Source organism: Devosia equisanguinis (assembly GCF_900631955.1).
In the GTDB taxonomy this organism is placed as follows: domain Bacteria; phylum Pseudomonadota; class Alphaproteobacteria; order Rhizobiales; family Devosiaceae; genus Devosia; species Devosia equisanguinis.
Genome location: NZ_UZWD01000023.1, coordinates 57,418 through 83,084, shown reverse-complemented (window position 1 = coordinate 83,084; position 25,667 = coordinate 57,418). Strand labels below are relative to the sequence as shown.

At 62.1% G+C, this 25,667-nt stretch carries 22 protein-coding genes and 1 tRNA gene; 22 read left to right on the top strand and 1 reads right to left on the bottom strand.

Features of this window, described 5'->3' with window-relative positions:
* Nucleotides 1-4 precede the first annotated feature (4 nt).
* The 7 genes from hemJ to DEVEQU_RS08080 all read left to right on the top strand — a co-directional run bounded on the left by hemJ (nt 5) and on the right by DEVEQU_RS08080 (nt 7,538).
* On the top strand, nt 5-430 hold the full coding sequence (hemJ, locus tag DEVEQU_RS08110; protein ID WP_126150080.1) for a protoporphyrinogen oxidase HemJ: 426 nt from the start codon (nt 5-7) through the stop codon (nt 428-430).
* Between the two features lie 175 nt (nt 431-605).
* Entirely contained in the window at nt 606-1,871 is a 1,266-nt protein-coding gene (rho, locus tag DEVEQU_RS08105; RefSeq protein WP_126150079.1) for a transcription termination factor Rho, read from the top strand.
* A gap of 69 nt (nt 1,872-1,940) precedes the next feature.
* On the top strand, nt 1,941-3,221 hold the full coding sequence (gene mnmE / locus DEVEQU_RS08100) for a tRNA uridine-5-carboxymethylaminomethyl(34) synthesis GTPase MnmE (RefSeq protein ID WP_230405479.1): 1,281 nt from the start codon (nt 1,941-1,943) through the stop codon (nt 3,219-3,221).
* 101 nt (nt 3,222-3,322) lie between these two features.
* Nucleotides 3,323-5,185, top strand: a complete 1,863-nt coding sequence (mnmG, locus tag DEVEQU_RS08095; protein WP_126150077.1) for a tRNA uridine-5-carboxymethylaminomethyl(34) synthesis enzyme MnmG — start codon at nt 3,323-3,325, stop codon at nt 5,183-5,185.
* Nucleotides 5,185-5,832, top strand: coding sequence for a 16S rRNA (guanine(527)-N(7))-methyltransferase RsmG (gene rsmG, locus DEVEQU_RS08090; RefSeq protein ID WP_126150076.1), 648 nt, complete (start codon nt 5,185-5,187; stop codon nt 5,830-5,832). Before mnmG ends, rsmG begins: the two co-directional genes overlap by 1 nt.
* 20 nt (nt 5,833-5,852) lie before the next feature.
* The gene (locus DEVEQU_RS08085; protein ID WP_126150075.1) at nt 5,853-6,653 is read left to right on the top strand and encodes a ParA family protein; all 801 of its coding nucleotides are present in this window, start codon (nt 5,853-5,855) and stop codon (nt 6,651-6,653) included.
* Nucleotides 6,654-6,662: 9 nt separating this feature from the next.
* Nucleotides 6,663-7,538 carry a ParB/RepB/Spo0J family partition protein gene (locus DEVEQU_RS08080; protein WP_126150074.1) on the top strand — a complete coding sequence of 292 codons (876 nt, stop codon included), beginning with the start codon at nt 6,663-6,665 and terminating at the stop codon, nt 7,536-7,538.
* 68 nt (nt 7,539-7,606) lie between these two features.
* Here DEVEQU_RS08080 and DEVEQU_RS08075 read toward each other — a convergent pair whose 3' ends face one another.
* Nucleotides 7,607-8,050 (bottom strand): gamma-glutamylcyclotransferase family protein, encoded by a 444-nt coding sequence (locus DEVEQU_RS08075; RefSeq protein ID WP_126150073.1) that lies wholly within the window; start codon nt 8,048-8,050, stop codon nt 7,607-7,609.
* 109 nt (nt 8,051-8,159) lie between these two features.
* Between DEVEQU_RS08075 and DEVEQU_RS08070 the strand changes: the two genes are divergently transcribed.
* The 15 genes from DEVEQU_RS08070 to DEVEQU_RS08000 all read left to right on the top strand — a co-directional run bounded on the left by DEVEQU_RS08070 (nt 8,160) and on the right by DEVEQU_RS08000 (nt 25,657).
* Nucleotides 8,160-8,249: transfer RNA gene (locus DEVEQU_RS08070), tRNA-Ser, on the top strand.
* A 173-nt stretch (nt 8,250-8,422) separates the two neighbouring features.
* A complete protein-coding gene (locus DEVEQU_RS08065) occupies nt 8,423-9,829 on the top strand; it encodes a sigma-54 interaction domain-containing protein (RefSeq protein ID WP_206437810.1) in 1,407 nt (468 codons plus the stop codon).
* A gap of 168 nt (nt 9,830-9,997) precedes the next feature.
* A complete protein-coding gene (locus tag DEVEQU_RS08060) occupies nt 9,998-10,783 on the top strand; it encodes a 3-hydroxybutyrate dehydrogenase (protein WP_126150071.1) in 786 nt (261 codons plus the stop codon).
* Nucleotides 10,780-11,544: an ABC transporter ATP-binding protein gene (locus DEVEQU_RS08055; protein WP_126150070.1), complete on the top strand. Its 765-nt coding sequence runs from the start codon at nt 10,780-10,782 to the stop codon at nt 11,542-11,544. Before DEVEQU_RS08060 ends, DEVEQU_RS08055 begins: the two co-directional genes overlap by 4 nt.
* Nucleotides 11,537-12,265 (top strand): ABC transporter ATP-binding protein, encoded by a 729-nt coding sequence (locus DEVEQU_RS08050; protein WP_164550321.1) that lies wholly within the window; start codon nt 11,537-11,539, stop codon nt 12,263-12,265. The genes DEVEQU_RS08055 and DEVEQU_RS08050 overlap by 8 nt, the downstream gene beginning before the upstream one ends.
* A 45-nt stretch (nt 12,266-12,310) precedes the next feature.
* A complete protein-coding gene (locus DEVEQU_RS08045; protein ID WP_164550320.1) occupies nt 12,311-13,507 on the top strand; it encodes an ABC transporter substrate-binding protein in 1,197 nt (398 codons plus the stop codon).
* Between the two features lie 54 nt (nt 13,508-13,561).
* On the top strand, nt 13,562-14,449 hold the full coding sequence (locus DEVEQU_RS08040) for a branched-chain amino acid ABC transporter permease (protein WP_126150069.1): 888 nt from the start codon (nt 13,562-13,564) through the stop codon (nt 14,447-14,449).
* Nucleotides 14,449-15,420, top strand: coding sequence for a branched-chain amino acid ABC transporter permease (locus DEVEQU_RS08035; protein ID WP_126150068.1), 972 nt, complete (start codon nt 14,449-14,451; stop codon nt 15,418-15,420). The genes DEVEQU_RS08040 and DEVEQU_RS08035 overlap by 1 nt, the downstream gene beginning before the upstream one ends.
* 13 nt (nt 15,421-15,433) lie before the next feature.
* The gene (locus tag DEVEQU_RS08030) at nt 15,434-16,147 is read left to right on the top strand and encodes a CoA transferase subunit A (RefSeq protein ID WP_126150067.1); all 714 of its coding nucleotides are present in this window, start codon (nt 15,434-15,436) and stop codon (nt 16,145-16,147) included.
* Nucleotides 16,147-16,803 carry a 3-oxoacid CoA-transferase subunit B gene (locus DEVEQU_RS08025; protein WP_126150066.1) on the top strand — a complete coding sequence of 219 codons (657 nt, stop codon included), beginning with the start codon at nt 16,147-16,149 and terminating at the stop codon, nt 16,801-16,803. Before DEVEQU_RS08030 ends, DEVEQU_RS08025 begins: the two co-directional genes overlap by 1 nt.
* On the top strand, nt 16,804-17,976 hold the full coding sequence (locus tag DEVEQU_RS08020) for an acetyl-CoA C-acetyltransferase (RefSeq protein ID WP_126150065.1): 1,173 nt from the start codon (nt 16,804-16,806) through the stop codon (nt 17,974-17,976).
* Nucleotides 17,977-18,147: 171 nt separating this feature from the next.
* Nucleotides 18,148-19,530, top strand: a complete 1,383-nt coding sequence (locus tag DEVEQU_RS08015) for an efflux transporter outer membrane subunit (RefSeq protein WP_126150064.1) — start codon at nt 18,148-18,150, stop codon at nt 19,528-19,530.
* Nucleotides 19,531-19,560: 30 nt separating this feature from the next.
* Nucleotides 19,561-20,736, top strand: coding sequence for an efflux RND transporter periplasmic adaptor subunit (locus tag DEVEQU_RS08010; protein WP_126150063.1), 1,176 nt, complete (start codon nt 19,561-19,563; stop codon nt 20,734-20,736).
* A gap of 15 nt (nt 20,737-20,751) precedes the next feature.
* On the top strand, nt 20,752-23,886 hold the full coding sequence (locus tag DEVEQU_RS08005) for a multidrug efflux RND transporter permease subunit (protein ID WP_126150062.1): 3,135 nt from the start codon (nt 20,752-20,754) through the stop codon (nt 23,884-23,886).
* Entirely contained in the window at nt 23,879-25,657 is a 1,779-nt protein-coding gene (locus tag DEVEQU_RS08000; RefSeq protein WP_126150061.1) for an ABC transporter ATP-binding protein, read from the top strand. Before DEVEQU_RS08005 ends, DEVEQU_RS08000 begins: the two co-directional genes overlap by 8 nt.
* Nucleotides 25,658-25,667: the final 10 nt, after the last annotated feature.

Sequence of the window (25,667 nt, the reverse complement as noted above, 5' to 3'; positions counted from 1 at the left end):
CGCGATGATCGAGTGGGTCAAGGCTCTGCATGTGATTTCGGTCATCGCCTGGATGGCCGGCATGCTCTATCTGCCGCGCCTTTTCGTCTACCACACGGCGGCGGAGAAGGGCTCGGTGCAGTCCGAGACCTTCAAGATCATGGAGCGACGTCTGTTTCGCGCCATCACCACGCCGGCCATGATCGCCACCTGGGTTTTCGGGCTGTGGATGGTGCATCTGGGTCTGGTCGACTGGGGCTCGGTCTGGCCCTGGGTCAAGGCGGCGATGGTTCTGGCCATGTCGGGTATTCACGGACTTTACGCCCGGCATCTCAAGGCTTTCGCCCGCGATGCCAATGACAAGCCGCAGAAATACTTCCGCATGCTCAACGAGGTGCCGACTGTGTTGATGATCGTCATCGTCATCATGGTCATCGTCAAACCGTTCTGACCGTTTCACGTGAATCGTCTGAATTGAGCGGTTCAATCTTGAATTCTTGGCGCGAACCAGCTAGAGGGAGCCATCGCATCCTTTTCAGTCCCTGCGGCCGCCCGGTCGCTTCGTGGTGCGAGCACTCCCCTTCCTTTTCGACATTTTCGATTTCCCTCTAGGGTCCATCGCATCCATGCAGAATATCAAGCTCAGCGAGCTTAAGGCCAAATCGCCGGCAGAATTGTTGGCATTCGCTGAAGAACTCGAGGTCGAAAACGCTTCGACCATGCGCAAACAGGAATTGATGTTTGCCATTCTCAAGGAACTGGCGGCTCAGGATATCAACATCGTCGGTGAAGGCGTGGTCGAGGTGCTGCCCGACGGCTTCGGCTTCCTGCGCTCTCCCGATGCCAATTACCTGCCCGGCCCGGACGATATCTATGTCAGCCCCAGCCAGATTCGCCGTTTCGGTCTGCGCACCGGTGACACGGTCGAGGGCGAAATCCGCTCCCCCAAGGAAGGCGAACGCTATTTCGCGCTTCTAAAGGTCAACACCATCAATTTCGAAGATCCCGAGGCGGTCCGCCACAAGGTCAACTTCGACAACCTGACGCCGCTCTATCCCGAAGAGCGGTTGCGCATGGAACTGCCCGATCCCACCCTGCGGGATCGCTCTGCGCGTCTTCTCGACCTGGTGGCGCCGCTCGGCAAGGGTCAGCGCGCCCTGATTGTTGCGCCTCCCCGTACCGGTAAGACGGTATTGTTGCAGAATATTGCACAATCCATCGCGACCAATCACCCCGAATGCTATCTGATCGTTCTGCTGATCGATGAGCGTCCGGAAGAAGTGACCGACATGCAGCGCTCGGTGCGCGGCGAAGTCATCTCCTCTACCTTCGATGAGCCAGCCTCGCGCCACGTGCAGGTTGCCGAAATGGTGATCGAAAAGGCCAAGCGTCTGGTTGAGCACAAGCGCGACGTGGTCATTCTTCTCGATTCGATCACTCGCCTTGGTCGCGCTTACAACACGGTGGTGCCAAGCTCCGGCAAGGTGCTGACCGGCGGTGTTGATGCCAATGCCCTGCAGCGTCCAAAGCGCTTCTTTGGTGCCGCGCGCAATATCGAGGATGGCGGTTCGCTCACCATCATCTCGACGGCGCTGATCGACACCGGCTCGCGCATGGACGAAGTGATCTTTGAAGAGTTCAAGGGCACTGGTAACTCTGAAATCATTCTCGATCGCAAGGTCGCCGACAAGCGCATCTTCCCGGCGCTCGACATCACCAAGTCCGGCACCCGCAAGGAAGAGCTGCTGGTCGAGCCCGACATCCTCAAGAAGATGTATGTGCTGCGCCGCATCCTCAATCCGATGGGGACCATTGATGCAATGGAATTCCTCATGGACAAGGTGCGCCAGACCAAGACCAATTCCGACTTCTTCGACTCGATGAATACCTGATCGATGATGGGCGCCCCGGTGGCGCCCATCACCTCTATGGACCCAGCGATGCGGCACGACGACACCATCATGGCGCTCTCCTCGGGTGCCTTGCCTGCCGGCGTTGCCGTGATCCGCCTTTCGGGTCCGAAGGTGCGCGACGCCTTGATGGCCGTCTCTGGACCTTTGCCCAGGCCACGCCTGATGGCCCTGCGCCATATCGGCGATGCCGGCCAACGCCTCGACCAGGGCCTTGTGGTGTTCTTTCCTGGCCCCGCCAGTTTCACCGGCGAGGATTGCGCGGAACTGCATGTTCATGGTTCGCGCGCCGGGGTAAAAGCCATCCTGTCCGCGCTGTCGGGCCAGGGACTCCGCCTCGCCGAGGCTGGTGAGTTCACGCGCCGCGCCTTCGAAAACGGCAAACTTGATCTTCTGACCGTCGAAGGTCTCGGCGATCTTCTGGCCGCCGACACCGAACGACAGCGCCAGCAGGCCCTCGCGCGCTATGATGGCGCCCTCAGCCTCAAAGTGGATCAATGGCGCTCTGTTTTGCTCGATCTGCGCGCGGAGCTGGAGGCCCGTCTCGATTTCTCCGATGAAGGTGACGTCGACGCGGAATTGCCCAATAGCTTTCTGGCTAGCCTGATAGGCCTGCGACGTTCGATTGCTGACGCGCTCGCCGCGGTCGAGAGTGGCCGCGTTGTTCGTGAAGGTATTCGCGTTGCATTGGCGGGTGCTCCCAATGCCGGCAAATCCAGCCTGATCAATGCCCTGGCCAAATCCGACATAGCTATCGTTTCGGACGAGGCGGGTACCACCCGTGACGTGCGGGAGGTGCCGCTGGACATCGATGGCAATCTTTTTGTGTTTCTTGATCTCGCCGGCCTGCGCAATACCGATAGCAAGGCTGAAGCCGAGGGCATCCGCAGAGCAAAACAGGCGATGGAGGGTGCCGACATTGTTCTGTGGCTTATGGCTCCCGATACCCAAGATGCGACCTTGCCCGACAATCTTACCGGAAAGATCATCCGGGTCGCCACCAAGTCGGATCTGACGGCCGCTACTGCCCCGCATGACCTCCAGCTTTCTGCTGTCAGTGGAGAGGGTCTTGATATGCTGTTCGCCACGCTGGCTCGCTATGCCGAAGATCTGATCGGCGGGGAACCAGCTTTGGTCAGTCACGAACGCGATCGCATGGCCCTGTCTGCTGCCGTCGCCAATATTGATCGCGCGGAAGCCACGCTGAAGCAGTTCGAGCTGGCGGCCGAAAGTCTCCGCGAAGCATCCGCTTCGCTGGAGCGGTTGATCGGCAGACTGGATGCGGAACGGGTACTGGATCGACTGTTCCTGCAGTTTTGTATCGGCAAATGATTCACGTGAAACATCGGCATTTAAGTGCGCGGGTCTAGCCGACGCAGAGGTGAATTGATTCACGTGAAACATTCCCCTATCTCCGGACATGGAGACTGAAGATGAGCGACTATGCTGTAATCGTGGTGGGCGGCGGCCATGCAGGCTGTGAAGCGGCCGCGGCCTCGGCGCGCATTGGTGCGCCGACCGCCCTTATCACCCACAGGTTTGCGACGATCGGCGAGATGAGCTGCAACCCAGCCATCGGCGGTTTGGGCAAGGGCCACCTTGTTCGCGAAATCGACGCCCTAGATGGCTTGATGGGTCGGGTGGCGGACCAGGCTGGCATTCAGTTCCGGGTGCTCAATCGGCGTAAAGGTCCGGCTGTACGCGGTCCGCGCGCCCAGGCGGATCGCAAGCTCTATCGCGAGGCCATGCAGGCGGCGATCTCAGCGCAACCCAATCTCGATGTCATCGAGGGTGAAGTCGATGATATCATTATCGAGAGTGGCGCCATTACTGGGGTGCGGCTGCTGGATGGCAGGGTCTTCGGCACCCGCGCTGTCGTGCTCACGACCGGCACCTTTCTGCGCGGCTTGATTCATCGCGGTGAAGAAACAGTGCCCGCCGGCCGGGTTGGGGAAAAGCCTGTTCTGGGGCTATCGACCCGACTCGAAGCTCTGGGCCTTGCCCTTGGGCGTTTGAAGACCGGTACGCCGGCGCGCCTCGATGGCCGCACCATCAATTACGACATATTGGAAGAGCAGCCGGGCGACGATCCGCCGGAGGCGTTTTCGGCGCTGACCGAAATTATCACCACGCCCCAAATTTCCTGCCATATTACCCGGACGACGGCCGACACACATCGCATCATCAGCGACAACCTGCATCGCTCGGCGATGTATTCCGGTCGCATTCAATCGCGAGGTCCGCGCTATTGCCCGTCGATCGAGGACAAGGTTGTCCGCTTTGCCGATCGCGACAGCCACCAGATCTTCCTTGAGCCCGAAGGGCTCGATGACACAACGGTCTATCCCAACGGCCTTTCAACCTCGCTGCCGGCAGATGTTCAGATGGACTTTCTGCGCTCCATGCCTGGCCTCGAAAATGTCGAGATCGTTCGTCCCGGTTACGCTATCGAATATGACTATGTGGATCCGCGTGAGCTACGCCCGACCCTGGAGGTAAAGCGCCAGCCGGGTCTGTATCTGGCTGGACAGATCAATGGCACCACGGGATATGAGGAGGCCGGGGCGCAGGGACTTCTTGCCGGGGCCAACGCCGCTCTGGCGAGCACCGGTGCCGCGCCGATGATCCTGTCGCGGACGGAAAGCTATCTCGGTGTCATGGTCGACGATCTGGTAACCCGCGGGGTGTCAGAACCCTATCGCATGTTCACGTCGCGGGCCGAGTTCCGGCTGCACCTGCGTGCCGACAATGCCGATCAGCGTCTGACCTCAATCGGACTTGAAAAGGCTCTGATTGGCGATCGCCGCGCCGATCTCTTCCGCTCGAAGATGACAAAGCTCGAGGCCGGTCGCACTATGCTGAAAAGCGCCTCGGCCTCGCCCAGCGAAGCAAGGCGCGCTGGCCTTGCCGTCAATGAAGACGGAAAGCGGCGCACGGCTTTTGAACTCCTATCCTATCCGGATATGACGCCGACAGACCTGACCAAGCTCTGGCCGCAGGTTGCCAACATTGCGCCCGATGTCATGGAGCAGCTGGCGATCGATGCGCAATATGCCGTCTATCTCGATCGGCAAGAGGCAGATATTGCCAGCATGCGCCGGGACGAGCAAAAGGCCATCCCCGACGACATCGACTATAACGCTATTGCCGGCCTCTCCATGGAACTCCGCCAAAAGCTGACGCAGCTGCGCCCGCAGACGATTGCGCAAGCGCAGGCCATGGATGGCATGACACCGGCCGCTGTCACATTGTTACTTGCTGTGCTGCGGCGCGGCGTTCTGCGCAAGGCGGGATAATGGGGGATTTTTCGTCGATCCGAAATTATGCCCCGCATTTTGCGCGTGGCTTGGACGCCGTGGGCGCGGATTTGGAACGCTATGCTGCGTTGCTGCGCAAATGGCAGGCCGTACAGAATCTTGTTTCACGTGAAACACTCGATCTCGTCTGGCAGCGTCACTTCGCCGACAGCCTGCAGGTCCTGCCGCTTCTGAGAGGCAGCGACAAATTTTTCCTAGATCTGGGAAGCGGCGGTGGATTTCCAGCGCTACCCCTGGCGATTGCAACGAAAGGCAGTGAACGGCGCTTCATTCTGGTCGAGCCAACGGCGCGCAAGGTAAGCTTTCTGCGCACGGTGGCCCGGGAACTCGCGCTGGATGTCACGGTGATCGGCCGACGCAGCGATCAGATTGATTCACGTGAAACAGGCGTGCCCGATGTGATCACCTCCCGGGCCTTGGCAGCTCTGCCGCAACTTTGCAGCTGGATGGAGCCATTTTTTGGTACGGAAACCCGCGCAATCCTGCATAAGGGGCGGGAACATGTTGAAGAACTCGCGGAATCGGATGCTTTATGGTCCTATGACGTGGTAACCACGAGCAGTGATACGGATCCCGGCGGCGTGATACTCACTCTCAGCCAGCTACGCCGGAAATCCCAGCTCTAGTGGCAGAAGTGGAGGCCAGTTTGGCACCCCGGATTCTCACCCTGGCCAATCAAAAAGGCGGTGTTGGCAAAACCACCACCGCGATCAATCTCGCAACGGCCCTGGCGGCCATCGGCGAGCGTGTGCTCATTGTCGATCTCGACCCGCAGGGTAATGCCTCCACCGGTCTCGGCATCTCGCGCACCGACCGCGCCGTGTCGGCCTATGACGTGCTGGTTGGCGAAGCCAGCGTGGCTGAGGCTGCCATCATGACCACGGTCCCCAATGTCGCCATCGTGCCTTCGACCATGGATTTGCTGGGCGTTGAGTTGACCATTGCCGGTCAGGCCGACCGCGCGTTCAAGCTTCGCAACGCCTTCAAGCAATTGGGGGAGTTGGTGATCAATGAGCTTCCTGTCAGCTATATTCTCATCGACTGTCCACCCTCGCTCAACCTGTTGACGGTCAATTCCCTCGTCGCCGCCGATGCCGTATTGGTGCCTCTGCAGTGCGAATTTTTTGCGCTCGAAGGCCTGAGCCAGTTGCTGCAGACCATCGAGCAGATCAGGTCTACCCTCAATCCGCGCCTGTCGATCCAGGGCGTGGTGATGACCATGTTCGACAAGCGGAATAATCTCAGCGAGCAGGTGCTGGCGGATGTGCGCAGCGAAATGGGTGAACTGGTCTATGACACGGTCATTCCCCGCAATGTCCGGCTCAGCGAGGCGCCGTCTTACGGCAAGCCGGCATTGCTTTATGACCTGAAATGCGCCGGCAGCCAGGCCTATCTGCGCCTGGCCACCGAAGTGATCCGCCGCGAGCGGCGGCTGAATGCAGCCTAGGAGACGATGATGACCGACAAACCGACACGATTGGGGCGTGGGCTCGCGGCGCTGATTGGCGACATGGCCTCTATGGAAGGGGCGCGGGTCACCGAGTCGTCGTCGGGTAAGCGCCTTCCCGTCGATTTCATCATCGCTAATCGTGCCAATCCGCGGCGGACCTTTGATGCCGATCAGCTCGAGGAGCTGACCAATTCCATTCGTGAAAAGGGCGTCATGTCGCCCCTGCTGGTGCGGCCGACCGATGATCCCAATGTCTTCGAGCTTATCGCCGGCGAACGGCGGTGGCGCGCAGCGCAGAAGGCGGGGCTACACGATGTTCCTGTCATCGTGCGTGAGGTCGATGACAAGGAAGCGCTCGAGCTGGCCATTATCGAGAACGTGCAGCGCGCCGACCTTAATCCGCTTGAAGAAGCAATGGGTTATGGTCAGCTGATCGAGCAGTTCGAATATACGCAGCAAGATCTCGCGCAGGTGATCGGCAAGAGCCGGTCGCATGTCGCCAACACTTTGCGCCTGTTGCGCCTGCCCGAGGAAGTGCGCAGCATGGTGGCGAGCGGCACGCTGACCGCAGGTCACGCACGCACCCTGATCACGGTGGAAGACCCGGCCGCATTGGCAAGACAGATCGTCGACAAAGGGCTCTCGGTTCGTGATGCCGAGGCCTTGAGCCAGCAGCGGGAACTGCCCCAGAAGCGCCCAGTGCCCGCCGAAGCCAGTAAAGATGCCGACACCCAGGCCCTGGAACGTCGGCTCGCTGACGCCCTGGGGCTCACCGTTGCTCTCAACTATTCGGAGCGGGGCGGGAAGCTCGAGATTCGCTACAAGACGCTCGAACAGCTCGATGACCTCTGTCTGCGCCTCACCGGTCGGTCCAATTTTTAGGCCGCCTATTTGCAATTCATAATGTACCGCTTGTGAGCACTGTTCACATCGGTCAGCGAATTGGCGCCCTAGTTGTCGGCGAGCCTGGCCCTGATTTCAGCGGCCAGGCCTTGCTCTGCGCCGATGACCATGGCCTTGTGATGTTGGGTCCACGTGTTCAAAGACCAGTCTGCGGCATTGGCTGCAATTGCCAGTGTGGGAAAATAGGCCTGCGCCTCCACACGCGCGCCCCTGACCAAGACTTTTATGCTGGCCCGGAGGTATTCATCGCCTTCGAAGGCATCCAGAATGGCAAGATGGTGGCCGGAAAGACCGGCCAGTAACAGACCCTGCGCCATGCCCGTTTCACGGGAAACCAAAGCCGGATAAACCCGCCCCGGATAGTAGACTGCGCTAAAACCGGGCGCGTAGGCCGGTTGAAAATCCCCTGCTGACGGCCGCCGCCCGAGCACAGCGGCGAGAATATCCGCATCCTGCAGGGTGCCATAGGCGAATAGCGTAGCGTTGGCCATGCGAATTTATCCCGCCTGTCGTTCGAGGGGTGTTGCAGCCGCGCCTTTGCTATGCCATAAGCCGCCCGTATCGACCAGCCGCGCCTCTCCAAGGCGCTTTCGATCTCGCGGAGAGATGGCAGAGCGGTTGAATGCACCGCACTCGAAATGCGGCATAGGGGCAACTCTATCGGGGGTTCGAATCCCTCTCTCTCCGCCACCTCACCAAATTCGATAAGGCTCAACAAGCGTCTCGGCGGAAAAGCGGGGCGTTACGGTGCACGCCTGTTGCCTTTGCTGCGCCTGAGATTGGTCGCGCAAGGCGGCGCGGTGGAGTGTACGGTTGCCCGGACAGGCCTGGACGCGCTAGGCTTGTCGCAGGAGGATCGGAATGTGACCGGCGAGGCCCAGGAAAACGATCAGCATATGCCGCGCCAGGTCAATATCGAGCACGCGGTGCGTTCCTTCGGCTTGTTGCGGGAATATTTCGCCGGTGCCATCGCGGTCGATCTCGATACGCGCATCACCTGGATCGACAAACGCTATCGCGAGCTTTTGAAACTGGATGCGGAATTTGACCCGATCGGCCTGAGCGTCGAGCAGGTCATCCCCCATTCGCTGCTGCGCCGAGTGGTGCAGACGGGCCGTCCGATCCTGCTCGACATCATGGATTTCGACGATCGCCAGTTCGTGGTATGCCGCATCCCGCTCAAGGATGAGCAGGGCAATGTTGAAGGCGCTATCGGCTTCGTGTTTTATGACAATGTCGATTATCTGGCGCCGATCCTCGACAAGTTTGCCGCGCTGCAACGGCAACTCAGCCGCGCCCAGGCAGCGCTGACACGCGAGCGACAGACCAAGTACACGCTGTCGAGTTTTGTCGGTAATAGCGGCACGGTGCGCGAGCTCAAGGCGATGGTGCGCCGCTTTGCGCTGCGCGATGGTGCCGTGTTGATCGAAGGGGAAACAGGTACCGGCAAGGAATTGCTGGCGCATGCCATGCATCAGCAGTCCGACCGGGCCGAGGGTCCATTCGTGGCGGTCAATGTGGCGGCTATTCCCGAGGCCCTGCTGGAAGCCGAGTTCTTCGGCGTGGCGCCCGGGGCATTCACCGGAGCCGATCGCAAGCCGCGCAAGGGCAAGTTCGAACTGGCCCATGGCGGCACGCTGTTTCTCGACGAGATCGGCGACATGCCCGCAGCCCTTCAGGCCAAGCTGCTGCGGGCGCTGCAGGAAGGGGAAATTGAAGCGTTGGGCTCCAATACGGTCAAAAAGGTGGATGTGCGCATCATTGCCGCCACCTCGCAAAATCTGTCCGAGCGCCTGGCCGACAAGAGCTTTCGATCGGACCTTTATTATCGCATCGCCGTGCTGACCATTCACGTTCCGCCCCTGCGGGAGCGTCTTGACGATATCGAGGTCATCGCTACCACCCTGCTCGAGCAAATCCCCGGCCAGGAGGGGCAAACCGGCTGGATTTTGGCAGCGGATGCGGTGGAGTGCCTCGCCCGACACGATTGGCCCGGCAATGTGCGCGAACTTCGCAACGTGCTCGAACGCGCGGCAGCCATGGCACCGGAAGACAGCATCGACGGCGCGCTGATTGGCCGGGCCTTGCCGCAGCTCCGTGGGCGAGGGTCCAGCACCGCGCCCGGCCTTTCTGGCCGTATCGCCGAGGCGGAGCGACAGGCGCTGATCGATGCCATCGCCGCCGCCAATGGCAGCAAGTCTGCCGCAGCCCGCCACTTGGGTATTTCGCGCTCCCAGTTTTACGAAAAGGCGAAGCGACACAACCTCTGACCTGTCCGTTTGACCGGACATCTGTTCGATATTGTCCTGATTTCCGGACAGCCCGGCAGCGGCCGCCGGACAAAAGTACAGCAAAACCGGGACTGGCACGAAAGCTGCAAGACATCCTGCAAAGATGCCGGGTCGATCAAGATCCGCAACGACAGGGATGGAGATGGAGTGAGCGCGCCTAAGCGAACTGCATTGGTGACGGGGTCGACGAGCGGCATTGGCCTGGCCATTGCGCGCCGACTTGCCGGTCTGGGCTATGATGTGGCGATCAACAGCTTCGAGCCGGAGGCGGCTGTGGCCCCGGTGCTTGGGGATCTTCAGGCCGTGTCTTCTGGCCGCATCGTCTATCATCAGGCAGACCTCGCCGATGAGCATGAAAGCTATCGGCTCAGCCAGGACGTGATTGCCGATCTGGGCAGCCTTGATGTGCTGGTCAACAATGCCGGCATTCAGAAGGTTGCCGCGGTCGAGCAGCTGCCAGCCGCAGACTGGAACCGCATCATTGCCGTCAGTCTTGATTCAGCGTTTCACACCATTCGCGGCGCCCTTGCGGGCATGTCCGAACGCGGCTGGGGCCGGATCATCAACATCGCCTCGGCCCATGGGCTGCGTGCCTCGCCCTACAAGTCGGCCTATGTGGCCACCAAGCATGGCGTGGTCGGCCTCACCAAGTCAGTCGCACTTGAAGTGGCCGAGAAGGGCATAACCGTCAATGCGATCTGTCCCGGCTATGTCTGGACCCCCCTGGTGGCAAGCCAGGTGACTGATCAGGCGCGCGTGCACAATCTGAGCGAGGACGACGTGGTCCGCCAGGTCATCCTGGCGCCCCAGCCCACCCGCCAGTTCGTCCAGCCCGAGGAAATCGCCGAGATGGCAGCCTATCTCTGCTCGGATTGGGCGCGCTCGATCACCGGCACCACCATTTCCATCGACGGAGGCTGGACCGCCAAATGACCACATCGGCCCAAGACACCATCCTCTCCGCGCGCGGCCTGACCAAGCGCTTTGCCGGCTTCACCGCCGTCAACGGCGTCGATCTCGACGTGCGGCGCGGTAGCATCCACGCGCTGATCGGCCCGAATGGCGCCGGCAAGACCACCTGTTTCAACCTGCTGACAAAATTCCTGCAGCCCAGTTCGGGCCGTATCACCTTCAACGGCCGCGATATCACCGCCCTGCAGCCGGCGGCCATTGCCCGGCTCGGGGTCGTCCGATCATTCCAGATCTCGGCGGTCTTTGCGCAGATGACCGTGCTGGAAAACGTGCGCATCGCCCTGCAGCGCCGCCGTGGCGACAGCTTCGATTTCTGGCGGCCGCAAAAGGTGCTGGCCCAGTTCGACGACGAGGCCATGCGCCGGGTCGAGGAAGTGGGCCTGGCCGATCTGGCGCATGCCCAGGCCGGCGATCTGTCCTATGGGCGCAAGCGGGCTCTCGAAATTGCCACCACGCTGGCCCTTGAGCCCGAGATGATGCTGCTCGACGAGCCCATGGCGGGCATGGCGCAGGAAGATGTCACCCGCATCTCTGCCCTGATCCGCCGTATCTCGGCCAATCGCACCATCCTGATGGTCGAGCACAATCTGTCCGTGGTTGCCGACCTTTCCGACCGCATCACAGTGCTCGCCCGCGGCGAAGTGCTGGCCGAAGGCAGCTATGCCGAGGTCTCCCAGCACCCCAAGGTCATCGAAGCCTATATCGGAGGCGGCCATGAATAGCCCGGCCCTTGCAGCATCTGCCGCGCCCGAACTCGCGGTCCGCAATCTTGAGGGCTGGTACGGCGAAAGCCATGTGCTGCATGGCATAAATTTCGACGTCCATGCCGGCGAGGTGGTGACGCTATTGGGTCGCAACGGTGCCGGCAAGACCAGTACCCTGCGCGCCATTATGGGCCTGCTGCCCCGCCGCCAGGGCTCGGTGAGCTTTGCCGGTCGTGAACTGGTGGGGTTGCCGCCACGCCATATCGCCAAGGCCGGCATTGCCTATTGTCCCGAGGAGCGTGGCATCTTTTCGTCGCTGTCGGTGGACGAGAACCTGATGCTGCCGCCCATGGTCAAGCCGGGCGGGCTCAGCCGCGAACAGGTGCTCGACATGTTTCCCAATCTGCGCGAGCGGCTGGGCAGTCAGGGCACCAAGCTGTCGGGCGGTGAGCAGCAGATGTTGGCCATCGGCCGCATCCTGCGCACCGGCGCCAAGTTCCTGCTGCTCGACGAACCCACCGAGGGCCTTGCCCCGGTCATCGTGCAGCAGATCGGCCGGACACTGGCCATGCTCAAGGGTCAGGGCTTCACCATTGTCCTGGTGGAACAAAACTTCCGCTTCGCGGCCTCGGTCGCGGATCGGCATTACGTGGTCGAACAGGGCAGGGTGATCGACATGATCCCCAATGCCGAGCTGGCGGCCAATACAGCCAAACTACACGCCTATCTGGGCGTCTGATCAGCTGCCCGCAACGGGCCAAGGCAAATCGGGAGGAGACCGACTATGACTTTGAACAAACTGCTGGTGGCAGCGCTTGCCACCACACTGATGACCGGCACGGCGATGGCCGTCGACGTCAAGATCGGCGTGCTCAACGACCGCTCCGGCATCTATGCCGATCTGTCCGGCGAGGGCTCGGTGATCGCCGCACGCATGGCGGTCGAGGATTTCGGCGCGGCCGACAAGGGTATCAATGTCGAGATCATCTCGGCCGATCACCAGAACAAGCCCGACGTGGCGTCCAACATTGCCCGTCAGTGGTACGATACCGATGGCGTCGACCTGATCGTGGACGTGCCCACCTCGTCGGCCGCCTTGGCCGTGTCGGAAGTCACCCGCGAAAAGGACAAGATTTTTATCAATTCCGGCGCCGGTTCGACGGCGCTGACCGGCGCGCAGTGCTCGCCCAACACCATCCACTGGACCTATGACACCTATGCCCTGGCCAAGGGCACGGGCGGCGCCATGGTCGAGCAGGGCAAGAAGAACTGGTTCTTCATCACCGCTGACTATGCGTTCGGTCATTCGCTGGAAGAGGAAACCACCAAGGTGGTCGAAGCCGCCGGCGGCAAGGTGCTGGGCACCGCCCGTCACCCGTTCCCGGGCACCGATTTCTCGTCCTACCTGCTGCAGGCCCAGTCTTCGGGCGCCGACGTCATCGGCCTTGCCAATGCCGGCGGGGATACGGTCAACGCCATCAAGCAGGCCGCCGAGTTCGGAATCACCCAGGCCGGCCAGTCGCTGGCGGGCCTCTTGATCTTCATCACCGACGTGCATGCGCTCGGCCTTGATGCGGCGCAGGGTCTGGTGCTGACCGAAGCTTTCTACTGGGACCTCAATGACGAAACCCGTGCCTGGTCCGAACGCTTCGAAGCCCAGAGCGGGGGCAAGAAGCCGACCATGGTTCAGGCCGGCGTCTATTCGAGCGTGCTGCACTATCTCAAGGCCGTCGAGGCCACAGACGGCAAGGTCACGGCTGACCTGATGGCATCGATGAAGGCCACGCCCACTTCCGATCCGCTGATGGGCCAGGGGGCGGTCCGTGCGGATGGCCGGACCATCCACGACATGTACCTGTTCCAGGTCAAGGCGCCGGGCGAATCGAGTGGTCCTTGGGACTATTACGATCTGCTGGCCACTATTCCTGCCGATCAGGCCTTCCGACCGATGGAAGAAGGCGGCTGCGCCCTGGTCCAGTAGTTCAATTCTGCGGGATGCGGGCCCCGGCGCGCATCCCGCCAGCAAGGAACCGTCATGTTCGAGCTTCTCGGCATTCCACCACAGGCCCTGTTCGGCCAGCTCCTTCTGGGGCTGATCAACGGATCGTTCTACGCCTTGCTCAGCCTGGGCCTGGCAGTGATCTTCGGGCTGCTCAACATCATCAATTTCGCCCATGGCGCCCAGTATATGATGGGTGCGTTCGTGGCCTGGATGCTGATGACCTATCTCGGCATCAATTATTGGTGGTCGCTGCTGCTGGTGCCCATTGTGGTCGGCGCGACGGGCATAGTGGTCGAGCGATTGATGATCTCGCGGCTGTATAAGCTCGATCATCTCTATGGCCTGCTTTTGACCTTCGGCCTGGCGCTGATCATCCAGGGCCTGTTCCGCAATGGTTATGGTGTGTCGGGCCTGCCCTATTCCATCCCTTCGGAACTGGCAGGCGGCACTAATCTCGGCTTCATGTTCCTGCCCACCTATCGCGGGTGGGTCGTACTGGCCTCGCTGGTGGTGTGTCTTGGGACCTGGTTTGCCATCGAACGTACGCGGCTCGGCGCCTATCTGCGCGCCGCCACGGAAAACCCGGATCTGGTGGGTGCCTTCGGCATCAATGTGCCACGCATGATCACGCTGACCTATGGCTTCGGCGTGGCGCTTGCCGCATTGGCTGGCGTGCTCGCCGCCCCGATCTATTCGGTCAACCCCAATATGGGTGCCGATCTCATCATCGTCGTCTTTGCCGTTGTGGTCATCGGCGGCATGGGCTCGATCCTGGGTGCCATCCTCACCGGCTTCGGCCTCGGCATCATCGAGGGCCTGGCCAAGGTCTTCTATCCCGAAGCCTCTTCGGTCGCCGTCTTTGTCGTCATGGCGCTGGTGCTGCTGGTCAAGCCCGCCGGCCTGTTCGGGAGGGCTGCATAATGGCCGTCGATACTCAGCCTGCAGTCGTCACCAATGCCTCTGTCGGCGTGCCGCGTCACCATGTGCTGATCTTCCTGGGCCTGGTTGCCCTGCTGCTGGTGGCGCCGTTCGTGCTTTATCCGGTCTTTCTGATGAAGGTTCTGTGCTTTGCCCTGTTTGCCAGTGCGCTGAACCTGCTGCTCGGCTTTGGCGGGTTGCTGTCCTTCGGCCACGCCGCCTTTTTCGGCATTGCTGCCTATGTGTCGGCCCATGCCGCCAAGGTCTGGGGGCTGACACCCGAGCTGGCCATCCTGCTTGGCACTGCCGCGGCGGCGGTTCTGGGGCTGCTGATCGGTGTGCTCGCCATTCGTCGACAGGGCATCTACTTCGCCATGGTGACGCTTGCCTTCGCGCAGATGGTCTATTTCTTCTGCATCCAGGCGCCGTTTACCGGCGGCGAAGACGGTATCCAGGCCGTGCCTCGCGGCCATCTTTTCGGGGTGATCGACCTCAGCCGCGACCTCACCTTCTACTTCGTGGTGCTGGCCATCGTCGTCGGCGGCATGCTGCTGATCTATCGCATCATCCACTCGCCCTTCGGCCAGGTGCTCAAGGCCATTCGCGACAACGAGGCGCGCTCGACGTCGCTGGGCTACAAGGTCAATCGCTACAAGCTCGCCACCTTCGTCATGTCGGCCAGCATTGCCGGCCTCGCCGGGGCGACCAAGGCGCTGGTGTTCCAGCTTGCATCGCTGACCGACGTGCATTGGAGCATGTCCGGCGAGGTGGTGCTGATGACGCTGCTGGGTGGCATGGGCACGATTTTCGGGCCGCTGATCGGCGCCGGTGTCATCGTCACCATGCAGAACTATTTCGCCGGTTTCGGCGCCTGGGTCACCGTGTTGCAGGGCGTGATCTTCGTCATCAGCGTGCTGCTGTTCCGCGAAGGCATTGTCGGCGTCATTTCCCGTTGGCTCAAGAAACCCCTTTAGGCAGAGTAATCCGATGCAGAAAGTCTATTCGAGCGCCGTCGACGCCCTTGACGGCGCGCTCCGCGATGGCATGACCATCATGTCCGGCGGCTTCGGCCTCTGCGGCATTCCTCAGGCGCTGATCGAGGCGGTCCGCTTATCAGGCGCGCGCGACCTCACCGTCATCTCCAACAATGCCGGTGTCGACGGCATCGGGTTGGGCACGCTGCTCGAGAGCCGACAGATCCGCAAGATGATCTCGTCCTATGTGGGCGAGAACAAGCTGTTCGCCCAGCAATATCTCTCCGGCGAACTCGAGCTCGAATTCAACCCACAGGGCACGCTGGCCGAACGCATCCGCGCTGGCGGCGCCGGCATACCGGCATTCTTCACCAAGACCGGCGTGGGCACTGTCATTGCAGAGGGCAAGCCGGTGCAGGAATTCGACGGCGAAATGTTCGTGATGGAGCGGGGCCTTGTCGCCGACATTTCCCTCGTCCACGCATGGAAGGGGGACCACGAGGGCAACCTTGTCTACCGCAAGACGGCCCGCAATTTTAACCCGATGATGGCCACTGCCGGCAAGCTCACCATTGCCGAGGTCGAGCATCTGGTGCCCACCGGCGAGATCGAGGCCGACAGCATCCATACGCCGGGCATCTTCGTGTCACGTCTCGTGCACGTGCCCAATCCGCTCAAGCATATCGAGCAGCGCACCACCCGTCCCCGCATCGAGGAGATTGCCTGATGGCCTGGACCCGCGACCAGATGGCGGCCCGCGCCGCACGCGAGCTGGAAGACGGCTTTTACGTCAATCTCGGCATCGGCATCCCGACATTGGTGGCCAATTACATCCCGGACAATATCGACGTCACGCTCCAGAGCGAGAACGGCATGCTCGGCATGGGCGCTTTCCCGCTCGAGGGCGAGGAGGATGCGGACCTCATCAATGCCGGCAAGCAGACCATTACCGAACTGCCCCAGACCAGTTTCTTTTCCAGTGCCGACAGCTTTGGCATGATCCGCGGCGGTCATATCGACCTCTCCATCCTCGGCGCCATGCAAGTGGCCGAAAATGGCGATCTCGCCAACTGGATGATCCCCGGCAAGATGGTCAAGGGCATGGGCGGCGCCATGGATCTGGTGGCCGGCGTCAAACGTGTCGTGGTGGTGATGGAGCACGAAGCCAAGGGCGAATCCAAGCTTTTGCGCCAATGTACTCTGCCGCTGACCGGACAGCGCTGCGCCGATCTGGTGATCACCGATCTCGGCGTTTTCACCATCGCCCGACGCGGGCCGCCGAAGCTGGTGCTGGTAGAACTGGCCGATGGCGTGACGCTCGATGAAATTGCCGCAAAGACAGAGGCCCGGTTCGAGATCGGCCTGGACCAAGGGGCCAATTAAGTGACTGATATCGTCATCGTAGGCGCGGCGCGGACGCCGGTTGGAAGCTTTCTGGGTGCCCTCGGCAGCGTGCCGGCGCATCAGCTCGGCGCCACTGCCATCGCCGCCGCGCTGGCGCGTGCCGGCGTGTCGGCGGCTGATGTCGACGAGGTTATCCTGGGCCAGGTATTGGCGGCGGGACAGGGCATGAATCCGGCAAGACGGGCGGCGCTGGCCGCCGGGATCGGGCAGCATGCGACGGCACTGGGGATCAATCAGGTTTGCGGCTCCGGCCTGCGCGCAATTGCCATGGGCATGCAGCAAATCCTGTGCGGTGATGCCGGGATCGTGGTGGCCGGAGGGCAGGAATCGATGTCCCTGTCGCCGCATTGCCAGAACCTGCGCCAGTCCACCAAGATGGGTCCGGTCACCCTGGTCGATACCATGCTGTCGGATGGCCTGACCGATGCCATGGGCGGATATCATATGGGCATCACCGCTGAAAATGTCGCCAGGGCCTATTCCATCAGCCGCGACGAGCAGGATGGCTTTGCTCTGGCCTCGCAGCGCAAGGCTGCAGCCGCGCAGGCCGCGGGCCGCTTCGTTGATGAGATCGCGCCGGTAACGGTCAGTTCGCGCAAGGGCGATCTGATCGTCGATCGCGACGAATATATTCGCGCCGAAACCACATCCGAGGGGCTGGGCAAGCTCTCGCCTGCCTTCGACAAGGCCGGGACCGTCACGGCTGGCAACGCCTCCGGCCTCAACGATGGCGCGGCGGCAGTCGTGCTCATGCATGCCAATGAAGCGACGCGCCGTGGTCTGAAGCCACTAGCCCGCATTGCGTCCTGGGCCACCGCCGGCGTCGACCCGGCCCTGATGGGCACCGGACCTATCCCCGCTTCGCGCAAGGCGCTCGACAAGGCCGGCTGGGCCGTCTCTGACCTCGACCTGGTCGAAGCCAACGAGGCCTTTGCCGCGCAGGCCTGTGCCGTGAACCAGCAGATGGGCTGGGATCCGGATCGGGTCAATGTCAATGGCGGCGCCATCGCCATCGGCCATCCTATTGGCGCGTCCGGAGCCCGCGTGCTGGTCACGCTGCTGCACGAGCTGGTGCGGCGTGATGCTCGCCGTGGGCTTGCCACACTCTGCATTGGCGGCGGCATGGGCGTTGCCATGTGCCTGGAAACCTGACGAGGCGACACATACCCACCGATACAGTCCACGAGCCGTTGCAGGGCGCTTGCGCGCCGCGCCGGTTCGGTCTGCACGCAATCTGCACCGTTTCTCGATAATTACTGCACATGCGCCTGATGGTTAGAGGGCGGCCGGACGTCGGTCGCTTTTGGGATCATCTGGTTGGCCATGTCGTCTCTTCGCTTCGCGCTGCTGCTGCCTGCCGCCTTTGTGGCAGGGTGTTCGAGTTTAACGACGCCCTATATGAGGCCGGCTCTCCCGGCTGCACCGGCTTGGACGCAAAGTGCTGGGGTTGCCGAACCCTCGGCCGCGATCGGCTGGTGGCGGAGCTTTGGCGACCCCAAGCTCGACCAGCTGGTCGAGGCGGTCCTGCGCAACAACAACGATCTTTTTGCTGCGACGCTCCGGGTACGCAAGGCGCTGCTGCAGGCGGAGCTGGCCGGCGTCACCAAGTTTCCAGTCCCTACTGGCAGCGGAACGGCGCAGCGCAGCTTTCCGCTGGGCGATGGCAATGCGGCGAGCAGCAGCTTTGTTGCCGGCCTTGGTGCGTCCTATGAGCTGGACCTCTGGGGTCGGCTGGCCAGCGCTCAGGACATGGCCAGTCTGCAGGCTGCGGCATCGATCGAGGATGTGGAGGCGGCGCGCACCACAGTGGTTGCCGCGACCATCGAAACCTATTGGCGGCTGGCCTTCGTCAACCAGGATCTGGCCGCGGCCCGGGCCTCATTGGAGATTGCGCGACAGGTGGAGGACCTGGTGAAAAGCCAGGCTGCTGCAGGTGCGGCCACGGCGCTCGAATTGGCCGAGGTTCGACAGACGCTCGAAAGCCAGGCCGCGGCGCTTGCCGATCTCGAGCAGAACCGCGTCGTGTTGCGCAATGCCCTTTTTGTCTTGCTCAATGGGGGGGCGAATCCGGTCGTCGAGCCCCAGCATCTGCCGCGCCAGACGCCGGTGCGGATCACGGCCGGGCTCCCTGCCGAGCTGCTGGCGCGCCGGCCCGACCTGCGGGCTGCCGAACTGCGTCTGCGGGCATCTCTCCGCGCGGTCGACACCATGCGGGCCAGCCTCTATCCGCAGATCAGCCTCACCGGCAATCTGGGGGCCACCAGCAGCGACCTCCTGCAGATCCTGTCCAATCCCGTGGCGACTCTGGGCGCCGGCATTGTCCTGCCATTTCTCAATTTTCGCGACGGCGAGCTGCGGGTCAAAGTCTCGGAGGTGGATTACGAGATCGCCGTTGCCGAATTCCGATCGGTGCTGCTTACCGCCTTCAGCGATACCAGCACGGCGCTCAGCGCCCGCACCGCGCTCAATGACAAGGCCAGGCGCCTGCGTGCCGCGCTCGAAGCGGCTCAGGCTGCCGACAAGCTGACCGAGGAACGCTATCGCGCCGGTTCTGTGGCCCTGCGCATCTGGCTTGATGCGCAGGAGCGCAGCCGCACGGCAGCCCGAGCCGTGGCCGCCAACCGGCTCGAGCAGCTGGTCACCGAGGTGCAGATCTTCCGCGTCCTGGGCGGTTCGCCGTCCATGCCCGCCACTGCGTCCCGCTGACCGCACGACCATATCTTTCCGGGTAGCATCATGATTTCCGCGACATTTCGTTTCTTGCCGACTGCGCTGCTGGCACTGGCCCTTGCCGCCTGCTCCAGCGCACAGGACCAGCCTGCTCAGCCACCTGCAGCCGAAGCCCCGCTCGTATCGGTCATCGAGCTCAAAGCCAGCTCCGTCACCGTTTGGGATGAATTGCCTGCCCGTGTGTCGGCTTTGCGGACCGCCGAGGTGCGGGCGCAAGTCAGCGGGCTCATTGTCAGCCGCCTGTTTGAGGAAGGCAGCGAGGTGAAAATGGGGCAGCCGCTATTTGTGCTCGACGCCGCATCCTATGCGGCCGATGTCGCCAGCGCTGAGGCGACGCTGCAAAAGACCCAGGCGGCACTCGGCCAGGCCGCGTCCGAACTCGATCGGGCGCAAGCGCTCAAGGCGAGCAGCAATATCAGCGATCAGGCTTTCGACCTGGCGCGGACGCAGCACGCCCAGGCTCTTGCCGATGTGGCCCAGGCCGAGGCGGCTTTGAAAAAGGCGCGACTGTTGCTCGACCTGGCTACGATCAAGGCTCCGATCGACGGGCAGATCGGCGCGGCTTCCGTTGGAGAAGGCATGCTGGCCGAAAGCACCAGTACGGTGGGACTCGCCACCATTCAGCAAATAGGCAGTGTTAACATTGACATTCGCCAGCCGGCCTCGAGACTGGAACATCTGCGCAGCCTGGCAAAAAGCGGTGGCCTGCAGCAGGCCGGCGCTATTCCCATCGACATTCTTCTGGGTGAAGGCGATGACGGCGTCATTGCCGCCAAGGCGTTGTTTTCAGATATCAGCGTCGATGAAGGCACCGGCAATGTGCGGCTGCGGGCGCGGGCGGATAATCCGGATCGTCGGCTGCTCCCCGGCATGTATGTGCGGGCGCGGGTGCCGCGCGGCATCTATCCGGACGCCGTCAGCGTGCCGCAACAGGCGGTGGTTCGCGACATGCTTGGTGCGCCCAGCGTCTTCGTCGTTGGCACCGATGGTGTTGCGACGCCGGCAGAGGTCGTCCTGGGCGAATTGGTTGAGGGTCAATACATCGTCAGCGCCGGGCTTCAACCGGGCCAGATCCTCGTGGTGGAGGGGCAGGACAAGCTCTCTGCTGCCGGCCCGGTGCGGAGCATGGCCTTTGGTCAACCACACTCCGACGCTGCTGCGGCGCCGGTCACCTCCCCCTAATTCCAGGCGAGCACAATGCCTCAGTTCTTTATCGATCGCCCCGTCTTTGCGTGGGTGGTGGCCGCTTTCATCGTATTGTTCGGCGTCATCGCCATTCCACAGCTGCCGGTGGCGCGCTTCCCCTCCATTGCCCCACCCAGCGTCAGCGTGTCGGCCAGCTATCCCGGCGCGCCAGCGCAAACCGTCAATGAAGGCGTGGTCATCCCGATCGAGCGCGAGCTGACGGGTGTGAAAAACCTGCTCTATTTCAGTTCCTCCGCCGACAGCACCGGCTCCGCCAGCATAAACCTGACCTTCGCGCCCGGCACCGATCCGGAACTGGCCATGGTTGACGTGCAGAACCGGCTCAAAGCTGTGGAGCCGCGGCTTCCGGCTCTGGTGCGCCAGGGCGGGCTCAGCGTTGAATCGGCGACGTCGGGCTTCCTGGCAATCGTGACGCTGACATCGGAAGGTAAGCGCTTCTCGGCGCTCGACCTCGAAGACTATCTCGCCAAATACATCGTGCCCGAGCTCAAGCGCATCAAAGGGGTAGGGCGCCTGCAATCGTTCGGCACCGAAAAGGCCATGCGCATCTGGGTGGACCCGCTCAAGCTCGAAATGCTCGGTCTCAGCTTTTCGGACGTGACCGCCGCAATCCAGGGACAGAATCTGCAGATTGCGCCGGGCCAGCTCGGGGCAGGGCCGACCGTGCCCGGCCAGGCGATCACCGTGCCGCTCAGCGTGCGTAGCGACCTCACCACCGCCGAAGATTTCGGCAAGCTGGTGATCAAGGGCGAGCGCAACGGCGCTACCGTATTGCTGAGCGATGTGGCGCGTGTGGAAATCGGTGCCCAGACCACCGGCTTCGCGATGCAGCAGAACGGCAACCAGGCTACCGGGGCGGCCATCCAGCTTTCGCCCGGTGCCAATGCGGTCGCAACGGCCGATGCGGTCAAGGCGCGTCTGGCCGAACTCAAGCTGTCCATGCCCGAGGGCATGTCCTATGCGCTGCCGTTCGACACCTCCCCCTTTATCAAGGTGTCGATTGAAAAGGTGATCTACACGCTCCTGGAAGCCATGGCCCTGGTCTTTGCGGTGATGTTCGTGTTCCTGCAGAACGTGCGGTATACGATCATTCCGGCCATCGTCGCCCCAGTGGCGTTGCTTGGCACATTCGCGGTGATGCTGCTGGCGGGTTATTCCATCAACGTGCTCACCATGTTCGGCATGGTGCTGGCGATCGGCATCATCGTCGATGACGCGATTGTGGTGGTCGAAAATGTCGAGCGCATCATGGCGAGCGAGGGTCTGTCGCCCAGGGATGCCACGCGCAAGGCGATGAAGGAAATCACCGGCGCAGTGATCGGCATCACTGCCGTGCTCGTGGCGGTGTTTATCCCCATGGGTCTGGCGAGCGGGTCGGTGGGCGCCATCTATCGCCAGTTCACCCTGTCGATGTCGGTATCCATCCTGTTCTCGGCCTTCCTCGCGCTCACCCTGACGCCGGCGCTTTGCGCCACTTTGCTCAAGCCGGTGGATCACCACAGGAAGAAGTGGTTGCCTTTCGCCCTGTTCGACAAGGGTGTCGAGCGGGTGATTCATGGTTACGGCAAGACCATTGCCGGGCTGTTGCGACGTGGCGGTCGCATGATGGCGCTTTATGGCGTGCTGGTGGTGGCGCTCGCCGTATGGTTCCCGCAGATCCCCTCGGCCTTCATGCCGGACGAGGATCAGGGCAATTACACCGTCTCGATCACGCTGCCAGCCGGCGCCACGCAGGAGCGGACTGCCAAGGTCACGGACCTGTTCAATAGCGAAGTCCTCAAGCGCGAAGCCACGCAAGACAATCTGTTGATCAACGGCTTCAGCTTCATGGGGACCGGCTCGAACGCCGCCATGGCGTTCGTCACACTCAAGGATTGGAAAGAGCGTGCGCACCTGCCGGCCAGTGGCGAGGTCGCGGCCATGACCACGACCATGGCCGATATTCCCGAGGGCTCAGTGATGGTGGCGCTGCCGGCGCCGGTCGAGGAACTCGGCGGTGGTTCAGGCTTCAGCTTCGTGCTGCAGGATCGCGGTGGCAAGGGCCTGGAGGCGCTGCTTGCGGCGCAGGAGAAGTTGCTCGCCGCCGCTGCCCAGTCGCCGCGACTGGCGAGCCTCTACCAGAACAGCCTGCCCAATGGGCCCAATGTCGAACTGGAGATCGATCGCAACAAGGCGCAGGCGCTGGGCGTGGCATTCCAGTCGATCAGCGACACGCTGTCGACAGCGATCACCTCGAGCTATGTTGGCGACTTCTCCAATGGTGGCAAGCTGCAGCAGGTGATCGTGCAGGCCGATGCCCGCTACCGCATGAATGTCGACGATGTCCTCAAGCTGTTCGTGCGGAACGACAAGGGCGGCATGGTGGCGCTCAGCGAAGTGGTCACGGCGAAATGGAACAGCGCTCCGGCGCAGATTTCCCGCCACAATGGCTATCTGGCGACATCGCTCCAGGGTGAGGGCAAGTCGGGGGTCTCCAATGGCCAGGCCATGGCCCAAGTCGAGCAATTGGTGACAGCGCTGCCGGAGGGCTTTGGCATCGAATGGACCGGGGAATCGCTGCAGGAGCGTCAGTCCGGCGCGCAGATGCCGATGCTTATCGCCATCTCGATGCTGGTGGTGTTTCTGGTTCTCGCCGCGCTCTATGAAAGCTGGACCGTGCCGCTTTCGGTCATGTTGATGGTGCCGCTCGGGGTCATTGGTTCGGTGGCGGCGGTGCAGATCGGTGGTCAGTCCAATGATGTGTTCTTCAAGGTCGGCCTGATCACCGTCATCGGCCTTTCGGCCAAGAACGCCATCCTCATCGTCGAATTCGCTAAGGCCAAGCTGCATGAAGGCTGGACGCTGCGCGACGCCATCGTCGAGGCCGGCCGATTGCGCATCCGCCCGATCGTCATGACGTCACTGGCATTCGCCCTTGGCGTCATGCCGCTGGTGCATGCCCATGGGGCCAGCGCGGAAACCCAGAAGGCGCTCGGCACCGGCGTGCTGGGCGGGGTGGTGGCTGCAACGATTTTCGCGCTGCTGTTCGTACCGGTCTTCTATTTCGTCGTCATGTCAATCTTCGGTCGCAAACCGGGTAGGGCCGTTGCGGCCGCACGTGACGCGGAAAGGCCAGACCATGCATGAAAATGATGACGACTTCGCAGCCTATGAGGCCTCGGCGCGCCAGCATACGCCTTGGCGGCGGGTATTCGGGCTGTTTCGTCCCCACCGCAGGGGGTTGCTGGTTGTCCTTGGTCTGATCGTGATCGCGGGGATTGCCGGAGCAACGACACCGTTCATGATGCGCGCCATCGTTGACGATGCCTTGCCTGCCAAGGATACCACTCTGCTCGTCTGGCTCTGCTGCGGGTTGCTGGGCGTCGCGGTGCTGGCGGCGGTCGCCAGCGTGCTGCAGGCCTATGTCTCGACCCATATTGGCCAGCAGATCATGCATGAGCTGCGGGTAAAGCTCTACGAGCACTTGCAGTCGCTCTCGCTGGCCTTTTTTGCCACCGCCCGCACGGGAGAGGTGCAATCGCGCATGTCGAGCGACATTACCGGGCTGCAATCGCTGTTCACCAACACCGCTACGGATGTTGCGCGCAATGTCAGCGTGGTGCTGACGACGATGGTGGCCATGATCCTGCTCGACTGGCGGCTGGCCCTGGCCTCGCTCGGCTTCATGCCGGTCCTGCTCTGGCTCAACAATCGCGTTGCGGGGCTGCGTGAACGCATCACCTTCCAGCAGCAGGAGCGCATTGCCGACATGTCGGCGACGGTCACCGAATCGCTGTCAGCCGGAGGGTTCATTCTCGCCCGCACTATGGGGCGGGCCCGCCATCTCAACCGCCTTTTCCGGCAGAAATCATCCGAGGTGGCGCACCTTGAACTGCGCTCGCATACGGCGGGCCAGTGGGAAATCGCCATCATCATGTTCGCGCTCGATATTTTGCCGGCGCTGACCTTTCTTGTCGGTGGCCTGATGCTGGCGCAGGGTCTGGGTGTCTCCATCGGCACGCTGGTGGCGCTGATCGCCTTGCAGGAACAATTGCTGTGGCCGCTGCTCGAGCTGTTTGAAGCGCGGGTGGAATTGCGTAAGGCCCGTGCCCTGTTGACGCGCGTCTTCGGCACTCTCGACACCAAGCCGACACTGGTCGAGCCGGCAAACCCAGTCAGCTTGAACACTGGTGAAATACGGGGCGAAATCTGCTTCGAAAATGTCTCGTTCGCCTATCCCGCGTCGGAGCGGCAGACGCTCGATCATATCTGGTTGCGCATTGCTGCGGGTACGCATACCGCAATTGTCGGCAGCACTGGATCGGGGAAGAGCACGCTCGGCTACCTCATTGCCCGGCTTTACGATCCGGATTCCGGCCGAGTGACACTGGATGGCATCGATCTCAGGGATATGAGCTTCGAGAGTCTGTCGCAGCTGCTGGGCGTCGTGACCCAGGATCCCTTCCTGCTCAACGCGAGCATCGAGGAGAACCTGCGCTTCGCCAAGCCGGAGGCAAGCCAGGCCGAACTGCGATCGGCGCTCGAGCTGGCGCAGCTGAGCGAAAAGGTGGCGAGCCTTCCCCAGGGTCTTAGGACCGAAGTGGGCGAGCGCGGCTATCAGTTTTCGGGTGGCGAACGCCAGAGATTGTCGCTGGCTCGCACGATCCTGCGTGATCCAACGATATTGCTACTCGACGAGGCGACCAGCGCGCTCGACCCGCAAACGGAAAATGCACTATCCGCCGCTCTTGCCGCGCGCCACAATCGCACTGTCGTTTCAATCGCGCATCGCCTGTCGACGGTGCGCCATGCCGACCAGATCGTGGTTTTGGAACAAGGACGTATCGTGGAAATGGGAAACCATGATCAGCTCATCGCCGCAAATGGCCGTTATCGCCAGCTGGCGTCCATTGGTTGAGCTCGTGTCG